We start from the raw sequence: 20,097 nt of genomic DNA, 5'->3' as shown, positions 1-20,097 counted from the left end.
ATCATGCTATTCCTATGCCTCAGATCCCTATTTTTTCAGTTCCGCTAAACGAGTTTTAGCTTCACTGTTCTGTGGATCTTGATTAATCAGGATTTCGTACCAATAAATGGCCGTTTGAGCATCCGCAACAAAGCACCCTTTCTTCGTGACTGTTTTCGGATCGTATTCTTGGGCGTAATGCAAAGCGATTTTTGTATCACCAGACTGTGCCTTATAGGCATAAAGACGCTGGGCAATATCGCACTGTTTTGCCTCTTTGGCCTGATTAATTACCTCCAGCACTTGTTGACCAGAAGGCTGACTGCGTAAGCAACTTTTAACAAAATCCAGTCCGCTGCCTTTAGTCATATTTTCACGGGCACAAGGTGCTGTTTCCGATGCACTGACTATCATCGGTTCCGGTTTATCCTGCGGTTTCAACCACCACAACAGCACGCCAGCAACGACCGCAATCAACAGCACAACCAAGGCGATCAACATACCTTTGTTCGATTTTTTTGCTGATGCTGATGGCACAGGTGATGGAAAAGCAATCCGCTCATGAATCGGCAATGGTTGTGGCTCTGGTTCCGGTAATATTGATGGCTCCAGGGTTTCAACAGGGGGTATTTCTTCAGGAAGCACTGTAGGTTCCTGAGCAGGAGGAACATTATCACGAAGCTCACGTTCTTTATCTGTAGGTGCATGACCCCCTTTTGCCAGAGAACTCAGTACACCATCGGCAATTTTCAGCACGCCCATATCGCGCTGATCATCGTTGTCCTTCGCTGTGACGCGGTATGCCACCTGACGCTCCGCCAACAAGGCATCGACCAGTGCAGGGCCAATTCGCGCTTCCACCGCGCCATCGACTTCCTGCAAATCCGGCAGCACTAACCATACTTCATTACTGACCCATTGCCCCTGTTCATCTAAAAAACAACGATCCTGATTGCGCTGGACTGATACCCTGACGCCTTCAGTAGCCCCCTGCCAATCTTCAATGCGCAGCACGGCATATCCCGGTTCAACCGGTTCATAAGGTCTCAGCTCTGGTTTAATCACAACTCGTTACTCCGACGACAATTGAATACGATGAATAATGGTGCCCAGCCGCTCGTTTTGCGCGGCGGTAATTTCACGCCCAGCAGAATGACCGGCATTTTCTTTAATCATTTCGCCTAAACCGATCAACCAGTCAAAGATAAACATGGCGCTATAGTTCAGCGTTTCGTTTGTCAGCCGATACAGCCGTTCATCTCCTTTCCACAACGCCGGATCTTTCCTGTCTGGACGGGCAAAAATAGGCTGTCCTTTGTTAAAGCGGCTCGCCGGACGTTTTTCACTCGGTATGTTCTGATAGCCCAACCAAGTGATAAAATCATTCATAAGGTGCATCACACGGGAAACCTGACGTTCCATCATTTTTTCCCGCCGCACACCTGCTTGTTCCGTGTTTTCCAGCACCTTCATCAAATCCCCTTCAACGTTCATTCGTTGGATAACCGTGATTAATTCATCCACCAACATTTCAACAATGGAACGGGGAAGCCCGATAAAGTTCGCCATATTCGGCTGTTCTGGCACGGTTCGCAGATAATTGATCCACAGCTTGATCACGCGATGAGCAAATTCTTGCTCGTGGCTGTGAACGGATACTGTTTCATCTGGTGTATCACTGAACAAATCAAAATCACTGCCAATACCAAAGGAAGCTACCGATTCATCTGCCTTGTTATCATCAGTTGGCCACTCTACTTCGGCTTCCTGCATATAAAGCTCTTGCAGAGCCTTACGCTGGGGAACCAGACTCACCAACAGCTCCCCCAACATTCCGGCTCGGTTTTGCAGTGCCTTAAGGATATCGTCAGAAATCTGCTTCTTTTTCCCGACTTCTTCAGCCCCAGCCGACTGATACCACGCGTGTAAATTTCCTTCTACCAGCTCATGACGGGTTTCATCTAACTGTTCTGCTATACGAGCCAGCTTAATGTCACGTTGTGAAACGTTCCCCAGATAATCTGCCAAGCGGCGCATACCGCCATCGTCGAGTTGAAGCATCGCATCCCATGCCTCCTCAGGTGAGGCAATGTGACGCTGAATCGCTGCATCTTCAAGGAAGGTTTTTTTCATCAAAGCCAGTTTAAGCGCGGTTTGTTGATTGAACTCCACCTCACTATCCGCTTGCATCATGATAAATGGTGTGGCCTGGCGCGGTTTACGTACCAAAAAAGTATTGTTAAAAGCACTGCCGGGTTGCCATTCCTGCATCCACGGGAAGTGCCCGAAACGTTCAGTCATGGTGATTTTGACCATGCCGCCCTGCCCCCAGACTTCGCGCAGCATGTCTTCTGATTTGTTCAGCTCTTGCGTAATCCTTAAATCCAGTTTGGTGATCGCCCAAACTAAACCCGATGGGCGGCGAGCACGAGTGGCGGCATCAGCGCCTTGGGTATAACGAATCCATTCATCCAGCACGCTCCCCACATCTTTCACGTTGGATTGTTCATTCGAAGGTGTGCAAACCACCAGAACATTCATCTCTTGGTTGAGTGTGTAACGTTCAAACAAATAGGCCACTTTGCCACGCAAAATTAATTGCGCCAGCGGGTTACTGTCCTCACTTTCGGCCGCGTTTTGGAAATAATTCAGTGATTCCACTCCGAGACGGCCACGATAGCCGGGAAAATCCAGCAAATCGACATCTTCAAACAGCCTTTCCCGCGTAGAAGAGAGCAGCGGTACATGTAGCTCGACGGTCAATGCGGTGAGTTCCGCCAAAGAGAGAGATACGGGGGCAGACAACCCCTTTTCCAGCTCAGGACAAACTTCCACCAGCACATCGTTGCTCTTGTTCAGACGTTCCAGCATATCGACGTTCATAATGCTGTTGGTCTGTACCAATCGGCCGTTCTGTTCAGTCACCAGAACACTGAGTGGGGCTCTGACTACGCCAGCACCGCCCAAACGCTGCAACGTATGAGCAAAACGTCGATAGACATCGCTGAATTCACGGATATTGCCCCATAACTCGCCAAATAACTGAGCACGATCATCAATTGATAGCCAAGGTGCCAGTTCTACCGCCATTGGCCAGTATTGCAGCGCCATTTTGCTTTGACTTTTTTCCGCATGGCGAACCAAATAATCCCACAGCGCAACTACAGCATCTTCTGTCATCCCCGGCACTTTGCGCGACTGACGTTGCCCGTTCAGCGAGGCAAGCAGGGCATTGATGCGTTTTTCGTCATAACGCCAATCAATTTTTTCCTGATTGAAGTCATGAATAAACGCGTTAGCAAGGATTTTGGCAATTTCCGCTTCATTAAACAGTTGTAATTCAATCGGCCAATCAGGATTGGATTGGCTGGCATGGCGACTAAAACGAGTAACAAGACCCGTTGCCTCTTTACCCCCGCCGGGTGGGTTAATATGTTCGATAAAATCAAGCTGATGATGACCCATTTGGGTTTCCAACCGCCCATTTTTCCCCGCAGCCAGCGAGGAAATAAGATAGGATTTTCCGGCTTGGGACAAACCGAAAAAACCAATGGTCATAGGACGTGTGGCAGCGGTCGCCAATCGTTGAGCGGTATTTCGGCTACGGCGCAGTTTCAGTTTTAACCGATCTGCTTCCGTGTTCAGACGCGGCGCGTTACCACGCGCATCCTCAATCCACTCAATCGCTTGACCTGCGCCTTCGGCCACGCTACACCATGCTTGCTTTAATTGTTCGGGAGTCAGGTTATTCATTAGATTTTGATGCTCCCACTGTCGAGCCAATAATGGGTTTCACCCAGACCACTTCCAATCAGGGTATTAAGTTTAAAGCTAACATCGTTAGGGCGAGGATTTTGCGCAGATTCGACAATTTCCATATCACTGATGCGGAATTTTTCTGGGCTGCCGTTGGTTTCGGCTTCTTGTCCTCGACCTTCTTTCACTTCCAATTTCAAGCGCAATACCGCATCACCGGCTAATGCCGCGGCTAAACGAGCCCCCGGAATTTTCAGGGTATACAATGGCGTCGCTGGCCAGCGTTCATTATCTAGCTGACGGAAACCAAGACGCATTTCCCCACGCGATTCAAAATATTGTTCGCGATCCAGTTGGAACCCTGATGTATCTAGATCGATATCCCGATAGAATACGTTGCTGTCTTTCAGCAGATTGTTACTGTCGAGCATGCCGAAATAACGAATTGTCGAATAGGGCTTGAAATTGGCAGTACGGAAGTAGAAATTGCTCAACCGTGATTTCTCCGCCAACAGGCACAACATCGCCCCGACCGCCGCAGTCGATTTGGGGTCTTCTATCAAACCTTTCTTATTGAATGGATACCACCCCCCCGTTTCATAGCCATGCAGTGGGAGAATACGTGCAGGCGGTACAGGCTGTAACTGACGAATCAACGCCTGAATGCCCGGTAGACGGGAAGGACGCCCAGTTAACAGCAATATGTCGCAGTTATAGTGCCAAAGGACTTCACTCAATGCGCGCAGGCTTTGGCAGATATTGATGCGGTTATTGCGGGCATCAATAAACTCTTTATGCAGTTTCATCAAACTAATGTTCAATGGCACATTGAGAATAGAAAATGTGTTCTCTATCCCTTCTATCCCTGTCGGCAAGTTACGTTTAACTTCATCATCCACGTATTCACGTACTTTATCCGTCGGTGGATGAGGAAGCAGATCATTGAACGCGGTGCTAATTACCTGATCACCCGTTTCTGGATTGAATTTTTCATAATGGTGCAATATGGCAAGCGCCACCGGAGCAAATATTTGCAACGTCAATTGCTGACGCAGCACTTGTTTACCTGCCTCCAGTGCTTCACTGCCAAATAGCCGTGACATAAGCACTTCAGCATCTAAATCTTGATAACCGATATTCAATAATGCAGCCTTGAATGCAGGCTGTAAGTAAAGCTGGATCACATCCAACAGAATATCATCGCCGGCAACTTTAAAACCTTCGCGGAATAGCTGCGTTGGAACAATACGCACATTGCTGCCACTACCGTCATCCAAGGTATAACGGGTGATGACCAGATCGGTCGTACCGCCACCAATATCGATAGACGCGATTTTTAATGTGCGTTCATCGCCAGTTTCCAGCTTGTTATCAGGGCGCACAGTGGCAGCGAAGAACTCTTCACTACGGCCACCAAAATAGTTTTGTGTCTCGTTATAGAGGTAAACTAACTGGCCGCAAGTGGCTTCATCCCATTTCACATGCACTTCTGGCAAAGCACGTTTGCGCTCGATGTTTTTATCTTCCCGGCCACTCTCATCAATCCCCTGATCCAGATCTTCCCAACCCAATGCTTTCCACACCAGCCTGATGGCTTGCATCATCGATTGTTGGAAAATCGCACGCTCAGGTTTTGGCATAGCAGGTGGCACGGTAAGAATGATATTTTTTAACTGACGAGGTGTGCTGGCATGGGTCATTTTCAAGCGTTGGGCTGGGCTGTTAATCTGCATTAACGCCTGCGCCAACACTTCTGACAACATCATGGTCATTAAGGAACTACGGCTGTAATTCGGCGTAAACACGGGCATACGCTCAGAAGGTTTTAGGGCATAAAGCGCTTCACCTTTGTCGTTGATCATATAGGTCATCGGTGCCGCTGTTGCCTGTGGCTCACGATCTGATTTCACAAAGGCGCGACTAAACCGCCAGCCGGGGGAATAAGGCGCTTCATCCCATAAGTAGCGCTTCGGACTGGAAAGCCCGGTTGAACCTTCCGTCCCCAGACGTTGTGACGCCATGCGGAAGGCTTCTTCACCCAAGCGACCAATGGTAGGCCAAGTAAAGGCATCACTACGCCCACTTTTCGCGGAAAAATCCTGCTTACCGAATTCGGCCTGGGCAAACTCCAAACGGCTATCAAAAGGCTCTGTGTAAACATACTGAGGTTCACTCAGATCGCGTAGCTGCAACTGATAATGATGGGATAAACCTTGGTTATCATCGTTATGTTCTTCAATCAGAATCCCGCAACTGCGTGAATTACCAACATCCAATACCAGATCGACGTCAATGATCGGATTATCCTTCAATCTGACATCATTAAGCTGGATTTCAGGAACCTTCAACAAGGCATTCAGCACATTCACCAAATTGAGATAATGCGCCTGATGTTCCTTTTGACTCAAACTTTTGTCGGTATCTTCATGGTAATGACGCCATAATCCGGTAGCTCGTTCGGTATAGGTTTCCCGCAACCAGTCATCCATCCATTTCAGCAATAGAAAATCCCCCATTTCATGGTGGTTCCCTGCTAGCGCAAAACCGACTCCAGAGCGTACATCGTCATCACCCGGTGCCAAATATTGCGTGTTTTTTCTGTCAGGGAAGACTTTGGTATCAAAGGCCAGTGTCACACGCCAAGTATTTCCCTGCTCATCCGGTGTATCCAGTGCGTGAAACTTCACTCGTGACCAGTTGGTCGGCCCTTGTGCAAAACTCCCCGGTGAATTCAAACGGAAGAATGGCAGTGGCAGCCAAATATCGTTATAAAGCTCAAGGGATTTTTCCAGTGCCAGTGAGTAATCTGATTCTACTGAAAACGCAGAAGAACCCGGCGGTGAAGGCACCAGGAAGTTGTTATCCCGCTCGTTGTATACCAAGCGGATCACCGGATTATCTTCTCCGGCCAGTAGATACTCACCGTACACTTTGTGTTTGGGTAACGCGAAAGCAAAATCCAGAAACTGAATGCCACTGTCACGGATCAGTGTGACTTTTTCTTTGAAGTCAGTAATAGTTGCCAGCATGCGGTTAATTTTCCTCTCGCTTCATCGACATAGGAAATAAAGTTTTTTCGTCATAGCGCCCTTTGCATTCCGCTACGTCCTGTTTGCCTGGTCGGCAAATAACATCAGGCATAGTGTAAGTCGAACCATCAGTACACTTCGCTTCACCACTGTTATCCAGTTGTAGCATTCCCGAACTCATGGCAGCCTTGACCAAGGCCTGGCAACGAATACCATCTCCACGTACCATTTCAATCTGTCCTTTGCCGTCCTGAATCTGATAAGTCAGACTCAGTGGCTTACCAGTACGGCTATCCTGAATTCCGGCTCCTGCATGCCAGTAGCCATTAAGAAAATCAATAGCGCCCTGTTGCACCGCTGCGGCAGGGATCTTTAGATCTCCAGAAGAAGGTACGGTAGCCAATACCGGTGGTATATTAACCGCAGGTTGGGAAGGCGTTGAGGAACTATTGGTTGAGGAACTATTGGATAGAGCATCCGTAACTGGCGGTGTCGGTTTGCTCGAATTCATTGCTTCGGCGGTACTTGCTTCCGACGAAGCGTTTTTTGCCAATGACGTAGCATCAGTCTCCATTTCCTGCTCAAGAAATGAATTCAACTGTGTTGTGCCATCCGTCTTTGTGTTATCTGTCTTTGTGCTATCCGTCTTGCCACTTGTAGCACCATGAAGCGGAACCATTCCATTAGCGGATTCTTTTCCATTAACTGATGTCAGTTCATGAATGAATACAGTTTCATTAACAGACGGTTTTCCGTTAACAGGAAGCAAGGAATGATGATCACTGACAGACAATGCTTCATTCTGATGTGAAGGCGCAGAGTGAGTAGACGATGTTAGGCCCCAAATATAAATGTCGGGGACACAGCCACGTAATAACAACAACGCAAACAAAATCAACAATAGAGGCAATAACAGCCATAACCAACGGGGTAATCGCCGACGTTGTGTTCGCTCAGGTGTTGGCGCTGGAGAAGAGATTGATGCTACTGAGGCGGCAGGTTCGGATGGCACAACTGAAGCAATAGGGGGTGTGACAGGACGCGAGGATCGTAAACAATCAAGAGGATTCGGGCGAGCCTGCTGCTTCGCACTCACAAATCCCCAAAAAGTCACTACGGGCTTGCCATCGACCAAATAAACGTGATCCTGATCAGGAAACTGAACAGTTTTACTCAGTAAAGCGCCAAACAGGCGCATTTCATGTGCCTTTTGGTTAATCATTTGTGCACTGAGCTGTTCGATTGCAGCTTGGTTTGCCTCCAGTTGTCGCAATGCGGACTGTCGCTCATCATGCGTTGCCGCTGACCAAGGAACGACATTGCCGGAAAACCCCGCATACCAATCGATACGATCACCCTGCTCGTTGACCTGTGGAATAGCCAGTGAATCAGCGACCTCAGAGAGCTGGCGCAGGCGTAAGGTTTCTCGCAATTGTAGTGCTGAAAGATGAACGGCCTGGCCATTCTCTCCCATGGGCAGATAACTTTCGAGTTTATCACCACGTAAAAAAGTTTCTTTCACGATAAGCCGTTCCTTGCTATCAGAAAATACGATATTGATGTATTTATTTCGCTTAACCGGGAGAAGGAAAGCAAAATATTCCCCTCCCAAAAGATAATACGATGGAATGATCTACTCCGCATATTGAACGGGACATGATTCCTGAGACGGCATTGTAGCTATTACGGAATACGCAGTAAAACCCTTGTGCTCTTATTACTCTCTTACACCTCCAAAGAACAGAGGTTAATATAATAAAATCATCCATCTATTGTTTTTTATTTTCACCTATCACAATTTTCAGGTATATATTCCTGTATCGCTTGATTTATTACTTGATTAAACTGGCTAGCATTATTAGCAGTAAACACCTTTCCACCTGTCTGCTCGGCAATGCAATTTCCCGCTCCCGTATTCATGATATCCACAACATTGACCTGTAACCGAGGCTTCCTGCTTTTCAGCGCATTAGCCACAGCACAAGGATCACCGCCACAAGTTTCATCGCCATCAGAAATTAACAAAATAATTGCATCACGATTCACGCCATCCACCAAAGCGCCGGCTTTTTCTAATGCCAATGCCAGTGGCGTTTTTCCATCTGGCACAATTCGGTCAATCGTCCGTTTTAACGCCAGACGCTGCCCAGATGTAAATGACGATGAAGTTGAAACACGCTTACAATCAGATGCTGCCACAAGACTAATCGCCATATCAGAAGGCAGTTTATCAATGACTCTTTTAGCCGATTGTTTTGCCACAGTGATACGCCTTGGTTCTCTCTCGACATTTTGGAACGATAGCCTTTGTAACCAGAGCTGTAATTCTTGCGGTGTAACATCTATACCGAGGAACATTGATTCTGAAGCATCAAACACCAACACAACCTCAGGCGCTTGATTTTGATTGCGTTGAGCTGGACAGAGTTTCCTCACATCCGCCGGAGCCGATTTTACTGTTATTGCAGATTCCACCTTTGGCTTTATCTTCTCAGGTTTTACCTCTGGCGCGATAACCGCAGATTCTTCCGTTGGCTCTAAAACGACAGGCTCTGCTATTGATTCAGCAACAGTTTCAACGACAGGTTGCGGTATCGGTTGTATTTTCACGGGAAGATTAGCTTGCTTCACCAGAGAAACTTTCGTCGGTAAACAACCCCGCAGTAACCACAGCAATAGCAGCACGAACAATAACAACAGCAGCCACCACATCCAGCGAAACTTTCGTTTCTGTACTGGCAGAGAGGAATTAGGAAGGTTCGTGTTACCCGTTACAATATTTTTCGGTGCAGGTGAAGTAGCTTGCCCCCAGAGGATAATTGGTTGGTTATCGATACTCCAAATATGTTCCTCAGCAGGAAAATGGCTAATTTTCTCCAACAACGTAAGAAGTTCTGTATTGACGCCCCCTTTTTCACTCAATTGCTCACGCAAGCGAGCAATAACCGCAAGTTGACGAGTAATTTTCGCATGAATTTTTTCGCGCTCAGAGACTGATAACTGGGAAAAAAGCAGGGGCTGGCCTTGCAAATCACTATACCATTCAATGGCACCATCACTGCTTTTGATTGGTTTAGCAAATAATGCAGAAAAATTTACTGGTAGGTGTTGGGCCAATGCTGACTGTAATAAATCATAGTGACGCAGTGCATATTCGTTCTGATCACATTCATTTGCCATGCTACGCGTTATTCTTATCATGCTTGTTACCCACTTTTAGAGCTGTAATTCCTTTTTATGACCCCAAAGACACTATTTATGTTCTCAAAGACACTATGTATTTTTTTAGTCTAAAAATGTCAAGAAGAAGGGTAAAAATGGCGAACTATGACCAATGTAATTATTATCTTTGTCATAAATAACCACATAATAAGGAAGTTTTTTACCAAAAAAAATACAAACCAAACATATTAGTTAGCGCTGGATAATAATATCTAGCTGATCCAGTATGCTTTCCAAAGCCTTAACCCGTGTGGCTATTGGCGCTCACACGCCCCACCTTGCCGAAAATTACATAGAAGCAAGATCCAGCAATACACTCTATTTACGTTGGGTTGGCGTGGAAACACCGATAAGGATAGCCAGCGAAAGCAATCAAGCTGGTCGCCAAACTATTTGTTGGAGAACCAGCTTGCCTAGGAGTGAACCTAAATTAGGATTCGGATGCGGATTCTAATGCGGATGCTGAATAAAGGAAAGCAGCCCAATCGCTATACTGACAAACAAACACAGCAGCAGCTTTTGATGATAATGGGGTTGTTAACTTCTGAACTTTTACCCTGATCTCTACAGCAGAGTTTAACGAGGTTCCAACATAAGTTACTGACCAAAAACGCCGAGGAAAGCGAGCATACGACAAAACCGAATACAGGCTAAATCAAGTATTGGATAGTCAGCATATTGATAGAAACTCGCCAGCAAAAAACATTACTCCAGACCATATTAAAAGGGTACTGGCGGAATTCATATCACGGGGTGCTGTCGCTGGCTCAAATAAAGTTCGCTCCAATCTTTATGCTGTATTTAATTTTGGTCTATTTGCTGACAATGACCCAGCCAAGCTGAACGAGAAAGTTATCTATGGGCTAGATCGAAACCCTGTGACTGTCGTTCCGCGACAAGAAGATGCAGATAGGGCACTGGATAGATTTCTATCGTGGGATGAAATGAAAGCAATTCTGGAATTGTTCCAAGTTTATCGGACAATATTTCCAATCAATCCAGATTACGGCCGATTACTGTTACTCTGTATTTTTACCGCTGGGCAGCGCCCTTGGGAAATTATGACCAATACAAGAGATAACTGGGATAAAAAGAATAATACGCTAACAGTGCCACCCCATATATCAAAAAATAGTGATTACCATGTGATCCCATTATGTGAGTCCGCCACAAAAATATTAGAGCAGCAAGCTAAACAATATCCTGACTCTGAATTCCTATTTCCCGGCAATACCAAAGAAGGTCATCTGTTAACCGCTGAATATGGCAAGCAATTACGCAAGTTCTGTGACCACTATGACTTCGAGAAGTTTACACCAAGAGATATCCGACGAACGTTCAAAACATTAGCGGGAGATATGGGAGTAAGCTCCGAAATGAGAGACAGAGTGCAGAACCACAAAAGGCCCGGCGTCTCATCCAAGCACTATGACCGTTACGACTACCTGAAAGAAAAACGGGAAATTATAACGCAATGGGAAAGTAAATTACTATCACTATAGGGCAGAAAACTGCCCTTTGAAATCCAGACAATTGTCTAACAAAGTTGAGTTGTGCTGGATTGACTTAATTCGTATATTGCTAAATATGCCAAATATTAATTTATCTGTTTCCATTTAGGATTTAGTTCATCGCAATATTTACTTTCATTTGAATGAATGGCTGGCATTTATATATTCAATGCAAATACATCATTCATTGTTACGCTTTTTTCATTAAAAAAAAGACAGAAAATAAAAAACCAATTTCTAAAAACAGTTTTTTTGTGATCAAGTTCATGAAATTAAAATGATCATGATTTTGTCAAAACCGTTACCTATTTTTTTGTTTTTACCTCATAATGTTACGAAAAAAACACCTTTTATGGATAAAGATTAAGTGGTTCGATACACTAATCACATACGTTATCTCAGAATATTATTTTTCAACCGCAATTATTTTAACTTTTTACGCTGTTATTGTCGAAGGCCGTTTTTTATTTCACTTGATTTAATTTGGTCTTTACTCCTTCGTTATTTATTATTGCCCCCATTTTATTCACCACGGATCCGCCGAGATATTCGGACAACAGAGTCCCTTCAAATTATCGGAAAACAACGTATTGCGTCCTTAATTAACAAATTTGTCGGAGACAATGTGAGTTAGATTTAAATCTTGTACCCGAATGTTATGGCCTGCGTTGTTATCAGGTGGGATGCCTATTACATAACATTCCATCATCTCAGGGAGACACACCATGTCAATAAAGAAGCACATCGATAAATTGAAGAAAGGACAAGCCCTTGTTCAGCAGGGACAAGGAGCTGTTCAGAAAGCAAAACAGGTTGCTGGCAAATTGGGCGGCGGCATGTCAGGGACGGCAGGCTTAATTCCGGGCGGGGGTTATGCCGGCGGGATAGGCGGCAGTTCAGGCAGCAGCATGTCAGGTACAGCGGGCTTAATCCCGGGTGGCGGTTTTACCGGTGGAAAGGGGCTGGCAGAACGCTCAGCCGGGGGACAGAATGCCGCCACCAAAGCGCTGGAAAAAGTCGGCCAGATGCTGATGGGCGGGAGTGACCCGAGTGGCCTGCAATTTACCCTGACCGCAGGCGCCTTACTGCCACAAACGTTTGTGGTGACCGATTTTACCCTGAACGAAAGTTTTTCCCAGCCGTTCAGCCTGAGCGTGGGACTGGCGAGTGCCGATCCGGCTATCGACTTTCCGGCGGTATTGGATCGCACCGCCACACTGACCATTCTGCAAAACGGTCTCGAACAACGCAGTATCACGGGGATCGTTTCCCGCTTTGAACAGGGTAACACCGGGTTGCACCAGACCACCTACCAGATGACTATCCGGCCTGACCTGTGGCGCACGACCCTGAGACAGAACTCGCGCATTTTCCAGCAGCAGGATATCGCCACCATCACCACCACCCTCCTGAAAGAACACAACATCCGCGATGTGACCTTCAGCCTGCGCCATCCTCATCCGGCGCGCGAATTCTGCGTGCAGTATCAGGAAAGTGACTTTGCCTTCCTGCAACGGCTGACGGCGGAAGAGGGCATTTTCTACTTCTTCGAATGCAGTAACGGGCGCAACACGCTGGTATTCGCCGACGACTGCGGTTCAGTGCCGCCGGGCATACGCCTGCCCTATCAGCCGGGTGAGGGCAGTACGCTGGGTGAACCGGCTGTCAACAGCCTGACCAGCAGCGCACAAGTGCGACCGGCTCAGGTACAGCTTAAGGATTACACCTTCAAGAACCCGGCGTGGCCAGCGGAATTTCACCAGCAGATACGGGACGAAAATCTGCAACAACTGTACTACGAGCACTACGACTACCCCGGCCGCTTCAAGGATGAGGCGCATGGCAAGGATTTTACCCGCTACCGGCTGGAGGCACTGCGCAGCGACGCGGTGACCGGACAGGGCAGCGGCAATGCAATAGCGCTACAGCCAGGCAGACTGTTCATCCTCGATAACCATCCACGGGCAGACCTGAACCAGTCATGGCAGACCGTTTCCACCAGCCACAGCGGCAGCCAGCCGGGTGCCCTTGAGACGACAACCGGCGACAGCGGCACCACGCTGCACAGCCACTTCTACTTTATCCGCCAGAACCAGAACTGGCGTCCGGCACCACTGCCCAAACCGGTGATGGATGGCCCACAAATCGCTAAGGTAGTCGGCCCGGCCGGCGAAGAAATCTTCTGTGACCAGTACGGGCGCGTGCGTCTGCAATTCCCGTGGGATCGCTACGGTAAATCCAACGACCAGAGTTCCTGCTGGATACGGGTCAGCCAGCCGTGGGCGGGTCAGGGCTGGGGGATGCTCGCTATCCCGCGCATCGGACAGGAAGTGGTGGTGGATTTCCTGCACGGCGACCCGGATCAGCCGATAGTGACCGGGCGGACTTACCATGCCAGCAACATCCCGCCGGGTGCCCTGCCGGGCAGCAAAACCCAGATGGCGTTCCGTTCCAAAACCCACAAGGGACAGGGCTACAACGAACTGCTGTTTGAGGATGCCAAGGGCAGCGAACGGCTGTCACTGCACGCGCAGAAAGACATGTACACCAAGGTGCTCAACAACCGCGATACCCATGTAATCGCCAACCACAGCGAAACCGTGGAGAAAAACCAGACCATCACGGTCAATGAGAACAAAGAGGAAACGGTCACGCTCAACAGCACGGAAACAGTCAAGGAGGTGCGCAAACTGATCACCGGCAAGAACTACATTATCGAGGTCGGTGCGCACAAGGCAGAGACCATCACCAATACCCTGTCCATCACGACCGGCGATGTGATTGAGCTGAAATGTGGCGCAAGCGTCCTGCGCATGGACAGCAGCGGCAAAATCACTATTAAGGGCAGTGAGTTCAAATTTGAGGCCAGTGGTCCGGTGCAAATCACCGGTAAAGATATCGACCTGAACTAGCAAGGACGGATTGAGATGGAATTTCGTAACCTGACCCCCTTTGCGGTGATGAACTATTCAATGCTGGATGTTGAGGATGTGGAGCATCACGTCGCGGTCATGAAAATCGGCTATCAGCTCCTGCCTGCCGGACAGGGGGAATACAGCGCTGAATTATTGCCCGCACCGCCCCTGTGTTTACAGGATGAATACCGTGGGCAGATGAATGTTTCACAGGTGTTGCAGGAAAGTGACCTTGCCCCGTTTAAACCGCGCTGTGACGTCATTGTCAACGGCACGGCTTATGCGCCGGATTGTCGGCCTCGTACCGAATTCCCCGTGCAATTACGCGTACAGAGCAAGCTGGGCCAGCTCCTGCTCGATAAAACCCTGACCGTGACCGGTGAACGGGAATTTATCCATGATGCTGACGGCCACTGGCAACTGACTGACCCGAAACCTTTCTCAACGCTGCCGCTGGATTACCGCTACGCCTTTGGGGGCGAATGCAAAATTCTGGCCGATGATAAAGCAGGTGCTCAGCTTAAGGAAAGTGATCGGCTGACACCGGAACAGCGCCAGCAACACCCGGACGGAGAAAAAGCACCGATTGCTCACGCCATCTGTGAAAGCAATCCTCTCGGTAGCGGGTTTACCACGCCGTGGTATGCGCAGGCCAAACAACTCACCCGCTACCCGGCACCGCGCATTACCCGGCCGGATGCCCCCTTCACCGCGCAGCATTTTGCGAAGCAACTGGATGGAACATTATCTGCCGATACCCCAGCCTGCCAGCCACAAGGCTTGGGCTTTATCGGCCGTCCGTGGCTGCCGCGCCGTCAACTTGCCGGCACTTACGATGCCGACTGGCTGGCACATCGTCATCCCTATCTGCCGAAAGATTTTGACTTCGGCTACTGGAACGGTGCACCGGCTGACCAGCAGATCGACTGGCCGGAAACCGATATTTCCATCACTTTGAGCGGCATGACACCCAACGGTGAGCTGCATGTCACCCTGCCGGGACACCGTCCGTTTATTCTGCTGCGGATGCAGAACGGCATTCTGCTTCCTGTTCCAATGCGTACAGACACGTTAATTATCGACAGCGAAGCAAGGACACTGCATATGACTTGCCGACTGAGTTTCAAAGCCTCCCTGCCCGTGCGGGTCGCTGAAGCCCGGTTTGAAATCAACCCGGATGCACCACTGCTCAAACTCGCCCCACTGGAAGAGGAGAAAAAGGATGGCTGATAACTACATCGCCCGAACCGCTGGCGAATGGCTGATAATCGGTATTCTGCCGGACGTGTGCAAAACCCCGATGGGCCCATCAACGCCGCCAATCCCGTATCCGGTCATAGCGAAATTGGCGGACAGTTCGGCGCCGGAAAAAACCGTGCGTGCCAATGGCAAGCCAGTGGTGGTGTTTGCCCGCAGTTTTGTACCCACCACAATCGGTGACCAGCCCGGTGTAGCGAATGGCGTCAAAAGCGGCACGGTCAGCGGTAAATGCCATCCACAGGAGCATACCAAGACGGTGCGGGCCGGCAACAAACTGGTGCTGCGTCACGGGGATAAATTTTGGATGAATGGAGCATAAGGAAGAATCGCAATGGGAGAAACGATTAACATTACCGGTGGCCGTGATGAAAAAGTATTTTGTGAAGCTTATAATATCCGGACCTTGGCTGAGGCGGAAGTGATCCAAAAACACATACCCGCCCTCATCCAACAAGAAACTATGGGTAATCGCTGGCTCACTACCGAGGATATTGAACGTATTACAGAAGCTGAGGGCTGGCTTGCTGTCAAGGTCATTGATAAATTCAAAAGCGGGGAATTTCCGTTAGAGGAATGGAAACATATTCCCCCTAAACCGAATGAGCCTTTACCTACTAAAGCCCGCAACGACAGCCCTACCGGGACGGGGAACACCCCCGGAATAATTACCGTTCAGGACGCCCCGGCACAAGTGCCAGCAGCAAAAGCCAATGAGATTGTAAACGCAGAAACCCCCGCGGAAAAAGGTATGTGGGATAAAACCGTTGACTGGTTTAAGGAAACCGGCGATGGCTTAAACAAATGGGCTGATGAGAGTAAACACAATCTGAAGGCCGCCTGGGATAATCCAGGGGAAGCGGCTATCGGAGCCGGAAAAGCGCTCTGGAATACCGTTCCTGAAATGGCGGAATTGGTAGGCAAGGGAATGGTGATTGCCGCAACAACCCCCGCTGTGACAGCCGAAAAGGTATTGGAATATACGGGTATTGCGCCTAAAGGCATTGGCGCTGCTGCATTTCAGCAAAAAACCGTGGCGATGGTCAATAATGACGCCATTAAAATGGAAATGAAAAGCGATGCAGAAAAAGGGGGGGCCCTCGCTTTCGATATCGGTAGTATCGCTATGGGAGGGGCAGGAATAGTTAAAGGAGCCGCAAAAGGTGCCGCAAAAACAACAGCCAAAACTGAAAGCAAGGTGTTGAGTGAAGAAGCCAAAGCTGCCGAAGCAGCGGGGGGCAAAATCAAAAATCAACCGCCGGAAACCGCCAACTCCACATCCAGCAAACCCCAAAATACTAAAGAAGACCCCGTTGACAACCAGTCCAGCAACAAAGAAGGGCAAAATAGCAACAAAACCACCCCAGAAGGTGATCCCGTCGATATGGCTACCGGTGATTTCCTGCAAGTCTGGCCGGTCATTGCCATCCCCGGATTATTGCCGATCACCCTGACCCGGACCTATCGCTCCACAGCTAAGTACAACGGCCTGTTTGGCCCCAAATGGGCTGATGACTGGTCGCGGCAACTACTACTCGCTGATGACAAAGTGAATTTCACGGATGCCGACGGCGTGATCTACGATTTCAGCACGCCGGAAAATCAGGTGATCGCCCGTAACCAGCATATTCCTTATTGCGTGCTGACGGGAGAGTTACTCGGTGAATTGAAACTTACCGATCGCCAATCCCAGTTGACTTACCATTTCAATCACACTGTCGGCAATATCCGCAAACTGTCCGCCATCACCGATCGCCGTCAGAACACAATTCAGTTTGTCTACAATAAACAGTCGCAACTGATTGAAGTCACGCGCACCGATGGTTTCCGGTTGGTGTTGGGCTATCAGGATCAGCAGCTTCGAACTGTAGATTACCTTGAACAGAAAAAACAACAGCAGTTGGTGACTTGCCAATATGATCCACAGGGATATTTGAGTGAATGCGAGGCGTTCCAGCATAACCACCTGTGGCATGAATATGATACACAGGGGCGGATGATCCGCTGGCACGATACCGACCAGACCGATTTAAGCCTGACTTATGATGAACAAGGACGCGTACTCAGCACAACGTCTCCCAGCGGTTACTGGTGTGACCGTTTCCACTACGATGACAACGCCCGCATCACCACCTATCGGGACGGTGAAGGCGGTGAAACCCAATACCATTACGATCACAATGGGTTGGTTGTCCGTGAAGTCGATCCATTAGGGCGGATCACCCGCCGCCAGTGGCGTTATAGCCAAATTATCTGGGAAGCCGATCCGGCAGGCGGGATAAACACTTTCGATTACAACCCTGACGGTGCACTGACCGAAGTGAAACTGCCGACGGGTGACACCTTTGCTTACGGTTATGATGAACACGGGCAGCTCATCGAAAGTGTCCTGCCGACTGGCGAGCGTTGGCAATTTCACTATGATGAGCAGGGCAACCTGACAGGACTGACTAATCCGTTGGGGCACCAAGAAGAATACCAGTACGGTCTCCACGGTGAATTACGCCAGCGCTTGCTGCCGGATGGACGCCAGTGGCACTATGCCTATGACGAGAAACAACGGCTGGCCGCAGTGATGACACCGGATGGCAACACTACCGGCCTGCAACTGGATGTATTGGGGCGTTTGCGCCAATTTACCGATGCGCTAAAACAGCAGACGCACTACCGCTATAGCGATGACCATGCCAGCCTTAATGGCAGCCTGACTGAAGTTGAATTGCCGGATGGTGTTACCCAGCAACTGAAATATGACAGTGAACGGCGCGTGGTGGCTGCCACCGATGGCGAAGGCCGTACTACTCGCTACACTTACGGCGCTTTTGACCTGCTCAATCAGGTTACCCGACCGGATGGCACCACCCTGCACTTTGGCTATGACCGGCTCACCCGGCTGAATTCAGTCACCGCCTCCACGGGGGAAATCTACCGCTATGAGCGGGATGCCGCCGGCCAGATTATCCGCGAAACCGATTTTACCGGACGAACGCTGACCTATCAGTACGATAAACTGGGGCGCCGCACACTGACTCAATACCCTGATGGTCAGCAACTTCGCTGGTACTATTCCACTGCGGGATTGTTGATCAAACAGGAAAGCTGGCAGCCGGCAGAAAACCAACGGGTGCTTAAAGCCACCACCACTTACGAATACAACAAACGGTATCAATTGGTGAAAGCCACCAATGCCGATGCCATCATCGAGTATGAGTATGACAAAACCACCGGCCTGCCGACTGGTGAGCGTATCAACGGACGGGAAATTACCCGTGAATGGGATAACCTGACCGGGCATCCTGTTAGTGAAAGTGTGGATGGCAATACCCTGCACTTCGGTTATAACCTGTCGGGGAGTCTGAATCACTTTCAGCTCAACCAGCATGCGCCACTGACCTTCCGGCATGATGCTTTGGGACGGGAAACGGTACGCGAAAGTGCCAACGGGTTTATCCTTGCCAGCCGCTACACCGCGACCGGATTGCTGGCGCATCAGTCGGCGGGACAGGCGACTCAATTTTTCAGGGAAACGCTGGCACAAAATGACCCGCATTTTCCGCCGCAGGCCTCTGCGGTCAACCGGAGCTGGCAATATGACCGTGCCCATAATGTGCGGGTGATTGACGACAGCCGCTGGGGGCAAACCCGCTACCGTTACAATACCAACGACCAGATTCTGCATACTCTGTTTGAGGGTACGCGTCCGCATGAAGAGCAATTTCGCTACGATGCCAACGGCAACCTGAGTCAACACTTGCCGACGGATGCACAGGGGGCGATGGCACAAATCAGCCAACGCCAGAAAGCCGGGCGCGTCGTGCAGCAAGGCGATATCCGCTATCGCTATGATGACAATGGGCGTTTGGTGGAAAAAACCGAACAGCGTGACGGGTTCCGCCCGCAAACCTGGCGCTACCGCTGGGACACCCAAAACCAGCTTACCCACTGCGAGACCCCGGATGGCTCACGCTGGCAGTATCGCTACGATGCTTTTGGGCGACGAGTCCGTAAGCTGAAAGTGCACGATGGTAAACTGGCCGCCGCTAATTTACAGTTGTGGCTGGCTGGCAAACCGGATTTAGCGCCGAGATCCGATGCTATTATGGGACAGGATTACCTGTGGAGCGGCGACCAGCTTATTGAGGAAACTCCAATTTACGGCGATGGTACGCCGGTGGAAGATCAGCGTGTCCGCTGGCTCTACGAACCAGGTGCCCTCACGCCATCAGCCCGCTTTGAAAAAGGCAAGCTACACTATATTATCAGTGACCATCAGGGTACGCCGCGAGAGATGTTATCCGAAGAAGGGGTACTGGTTTGGGCGCAGCGGCTGACAACATGGGGGAAAGCGGAAAAATCTCAGGTTATTGCGTCTAATAATCCGGATTTCCATGTGGGCTGTAACTTCAGGTTCTGCGGGCAATATGAGGA

Annotated in this window: 9 protein-coding genes and 1 pseudogene; 5 read left to right on the top strand and 5 right to left on the bottom strand. The window is 49.4% G+C overall.

Annotated features, from left to right (window positions below):
* Nucleotides 1-27: 27 nt before the first annotated feature.
* The 5 genes from H8A87_RS12865 to H8A87_RS12845 all read right to left on the bottom strand — a co-directional run bounded on the left by H8A87_RS12865 (nucleotide 28) and on the right by H8A87_RS12845 (nucleotide 9,965).
* Nucleotides 28-1,044, bottom strand: coding sequence for a hypothetical protein (locus H8A87_RS12865; protein ID WP_198690352.1), 1,017 nt, complete (start codon nucleotides 1,042-1,044; stop codon nucleotides 28-30).
* A 6-nt stretch (nucleotides 1,045-1,050) separates the two neighbouring features.
* A complete protein-coding gene (locus tag H8A87_RS12860; RefSeq protein WP_198690351.1) occupies nucleotides 1,051-3,732 on the bottom strand; it encodes a putative virulence factor in 2,682 nt (893 codons plus the stop codon).
* On the bottom strand, nucleotides 3,732-6,764 hold the full coding sequence (locus tag H8A87_RS12855) for a virulence factor SrfB (protein ID WP_198690350.1): 3,033 nt from the start codon (nucleotides 6,762-6,764) through the stop codon (nucleotides 3,732-3,734). The genes H8A87_RS12860 and H8A87_RS12855 overlap by 1 nt, the downstream gene beginning before the upstream one ends.
* Before the next feature lie 4 nt (nucleotides 6,765-6,768).
* Nucleotides 6,769-8,286 carry an SrfA family protein gene (locus H8A87_RS12850; protein WP_332460366.1) on the bottom strand — a complete coding sequence of 506 codons (1,518 nt, stop codon included), beginning with the start codon at nucleotides 8,284-8,286 and terminating at the stop codon, nucleotides 6,769-6,771.
* 263 nt (nucleotides 8,287-8,549) lie between these two features.
* Complete coding sequence (locus tag H8A87_RS12845) at nucleotides 8,550-9,965, bottom strand: VWA domain-containing protein (RefSeq protein WP_232370230.1); 1,416 nt, start codon at nucleotides 9,963-9,965, stop codon at nucleotides 8,550-8,552.
* Nucleotides 9,966-10,582: 617 nt separating this feature from the next.
* On the opposite strand from H8A87_RS12845, the pseudogene H8A87_RS12840 reads away from it, so the two are divergent.
* The 5 genes and pseudogenes from H8A87_RS12840 to H8A87_RS12820 form a co-directional block, all read left to right on the top strand.
* Nucleotides 10,583-11,488 (top strand): annotated as a pseudogene (locus H8A87_RS12840) (site-specific integrase); the annotation flags it as partial.
* 734 nt (nucleotides 11,489-12,222) lie between these two features.
* Nucleotides 12,223-14,409: a type VI secretion system Vgr family protein gene (gene tssI / locus H8A87_RS12835; RefSeq protein WP_198690349.1), complete on the top strand. Its 2,187-nt coding sequence runs from the start codon at nucleotides 12,223-12,225 to the stop codon at nucleotides 14,407-14,409.
* 15 nt (nucleotides 14,410-14,424) lie between these two features.
* On the top strand, nucleotides 14,425-15,642 hold the full coding sequence (locus tag H8A87_RS12830) for a DUF2169 family type VI secretion system accessory protein (protein ID WP_198690348.1): 1,218 nt from the start codon (nucleotides 14,425-14,427) through the stop codon (nucleotides 15,640-15,642).
* The gene (locus tag H8A87_RS12825) at nucleotides 15,635-15,991 is read left to right on the top strand and encodes a DUF4150 domain-containing protein (RefSeq protein ID WP_198690347.1); all 357 of its coding nucleotides are present in this window, start codon (nucleotides 15,635-15,637) and stop codon (nucleotides 15,989-15,991) included. The genes H8A87_RS12830 and H8A87_RS12825 overlap by 8 nt, the downstream gene beginning before the upstream one ends.
* A 12-nt stretch (nucleotides 15,992-16,003) precedes the next feature.
* Nucleotides 16,004-20,097 (top strand): DUF6531 domain-containing protein (locus H8A87_RS12820; protein ID WP_232370229.1); only part of this gene is annotated, 4,094 nt, incomplete at its 3' end.

This window comes from Xenorhabdus lircayensis, from assembly GCF_016306625.1.
In the GTDB taxonomy this organism is placed as follows: Bacteria; Pseudomonadota; Gammaproteobacteria; order Enterobacterales; family Enterobacteriaceae; genus Xenorhabdus; species Xenorhabdus lircayensis.
Note: the sequence above shows the minus strand (reverse complement) of the source record. Positions and strands in the feature narration are given on the sequence as shown.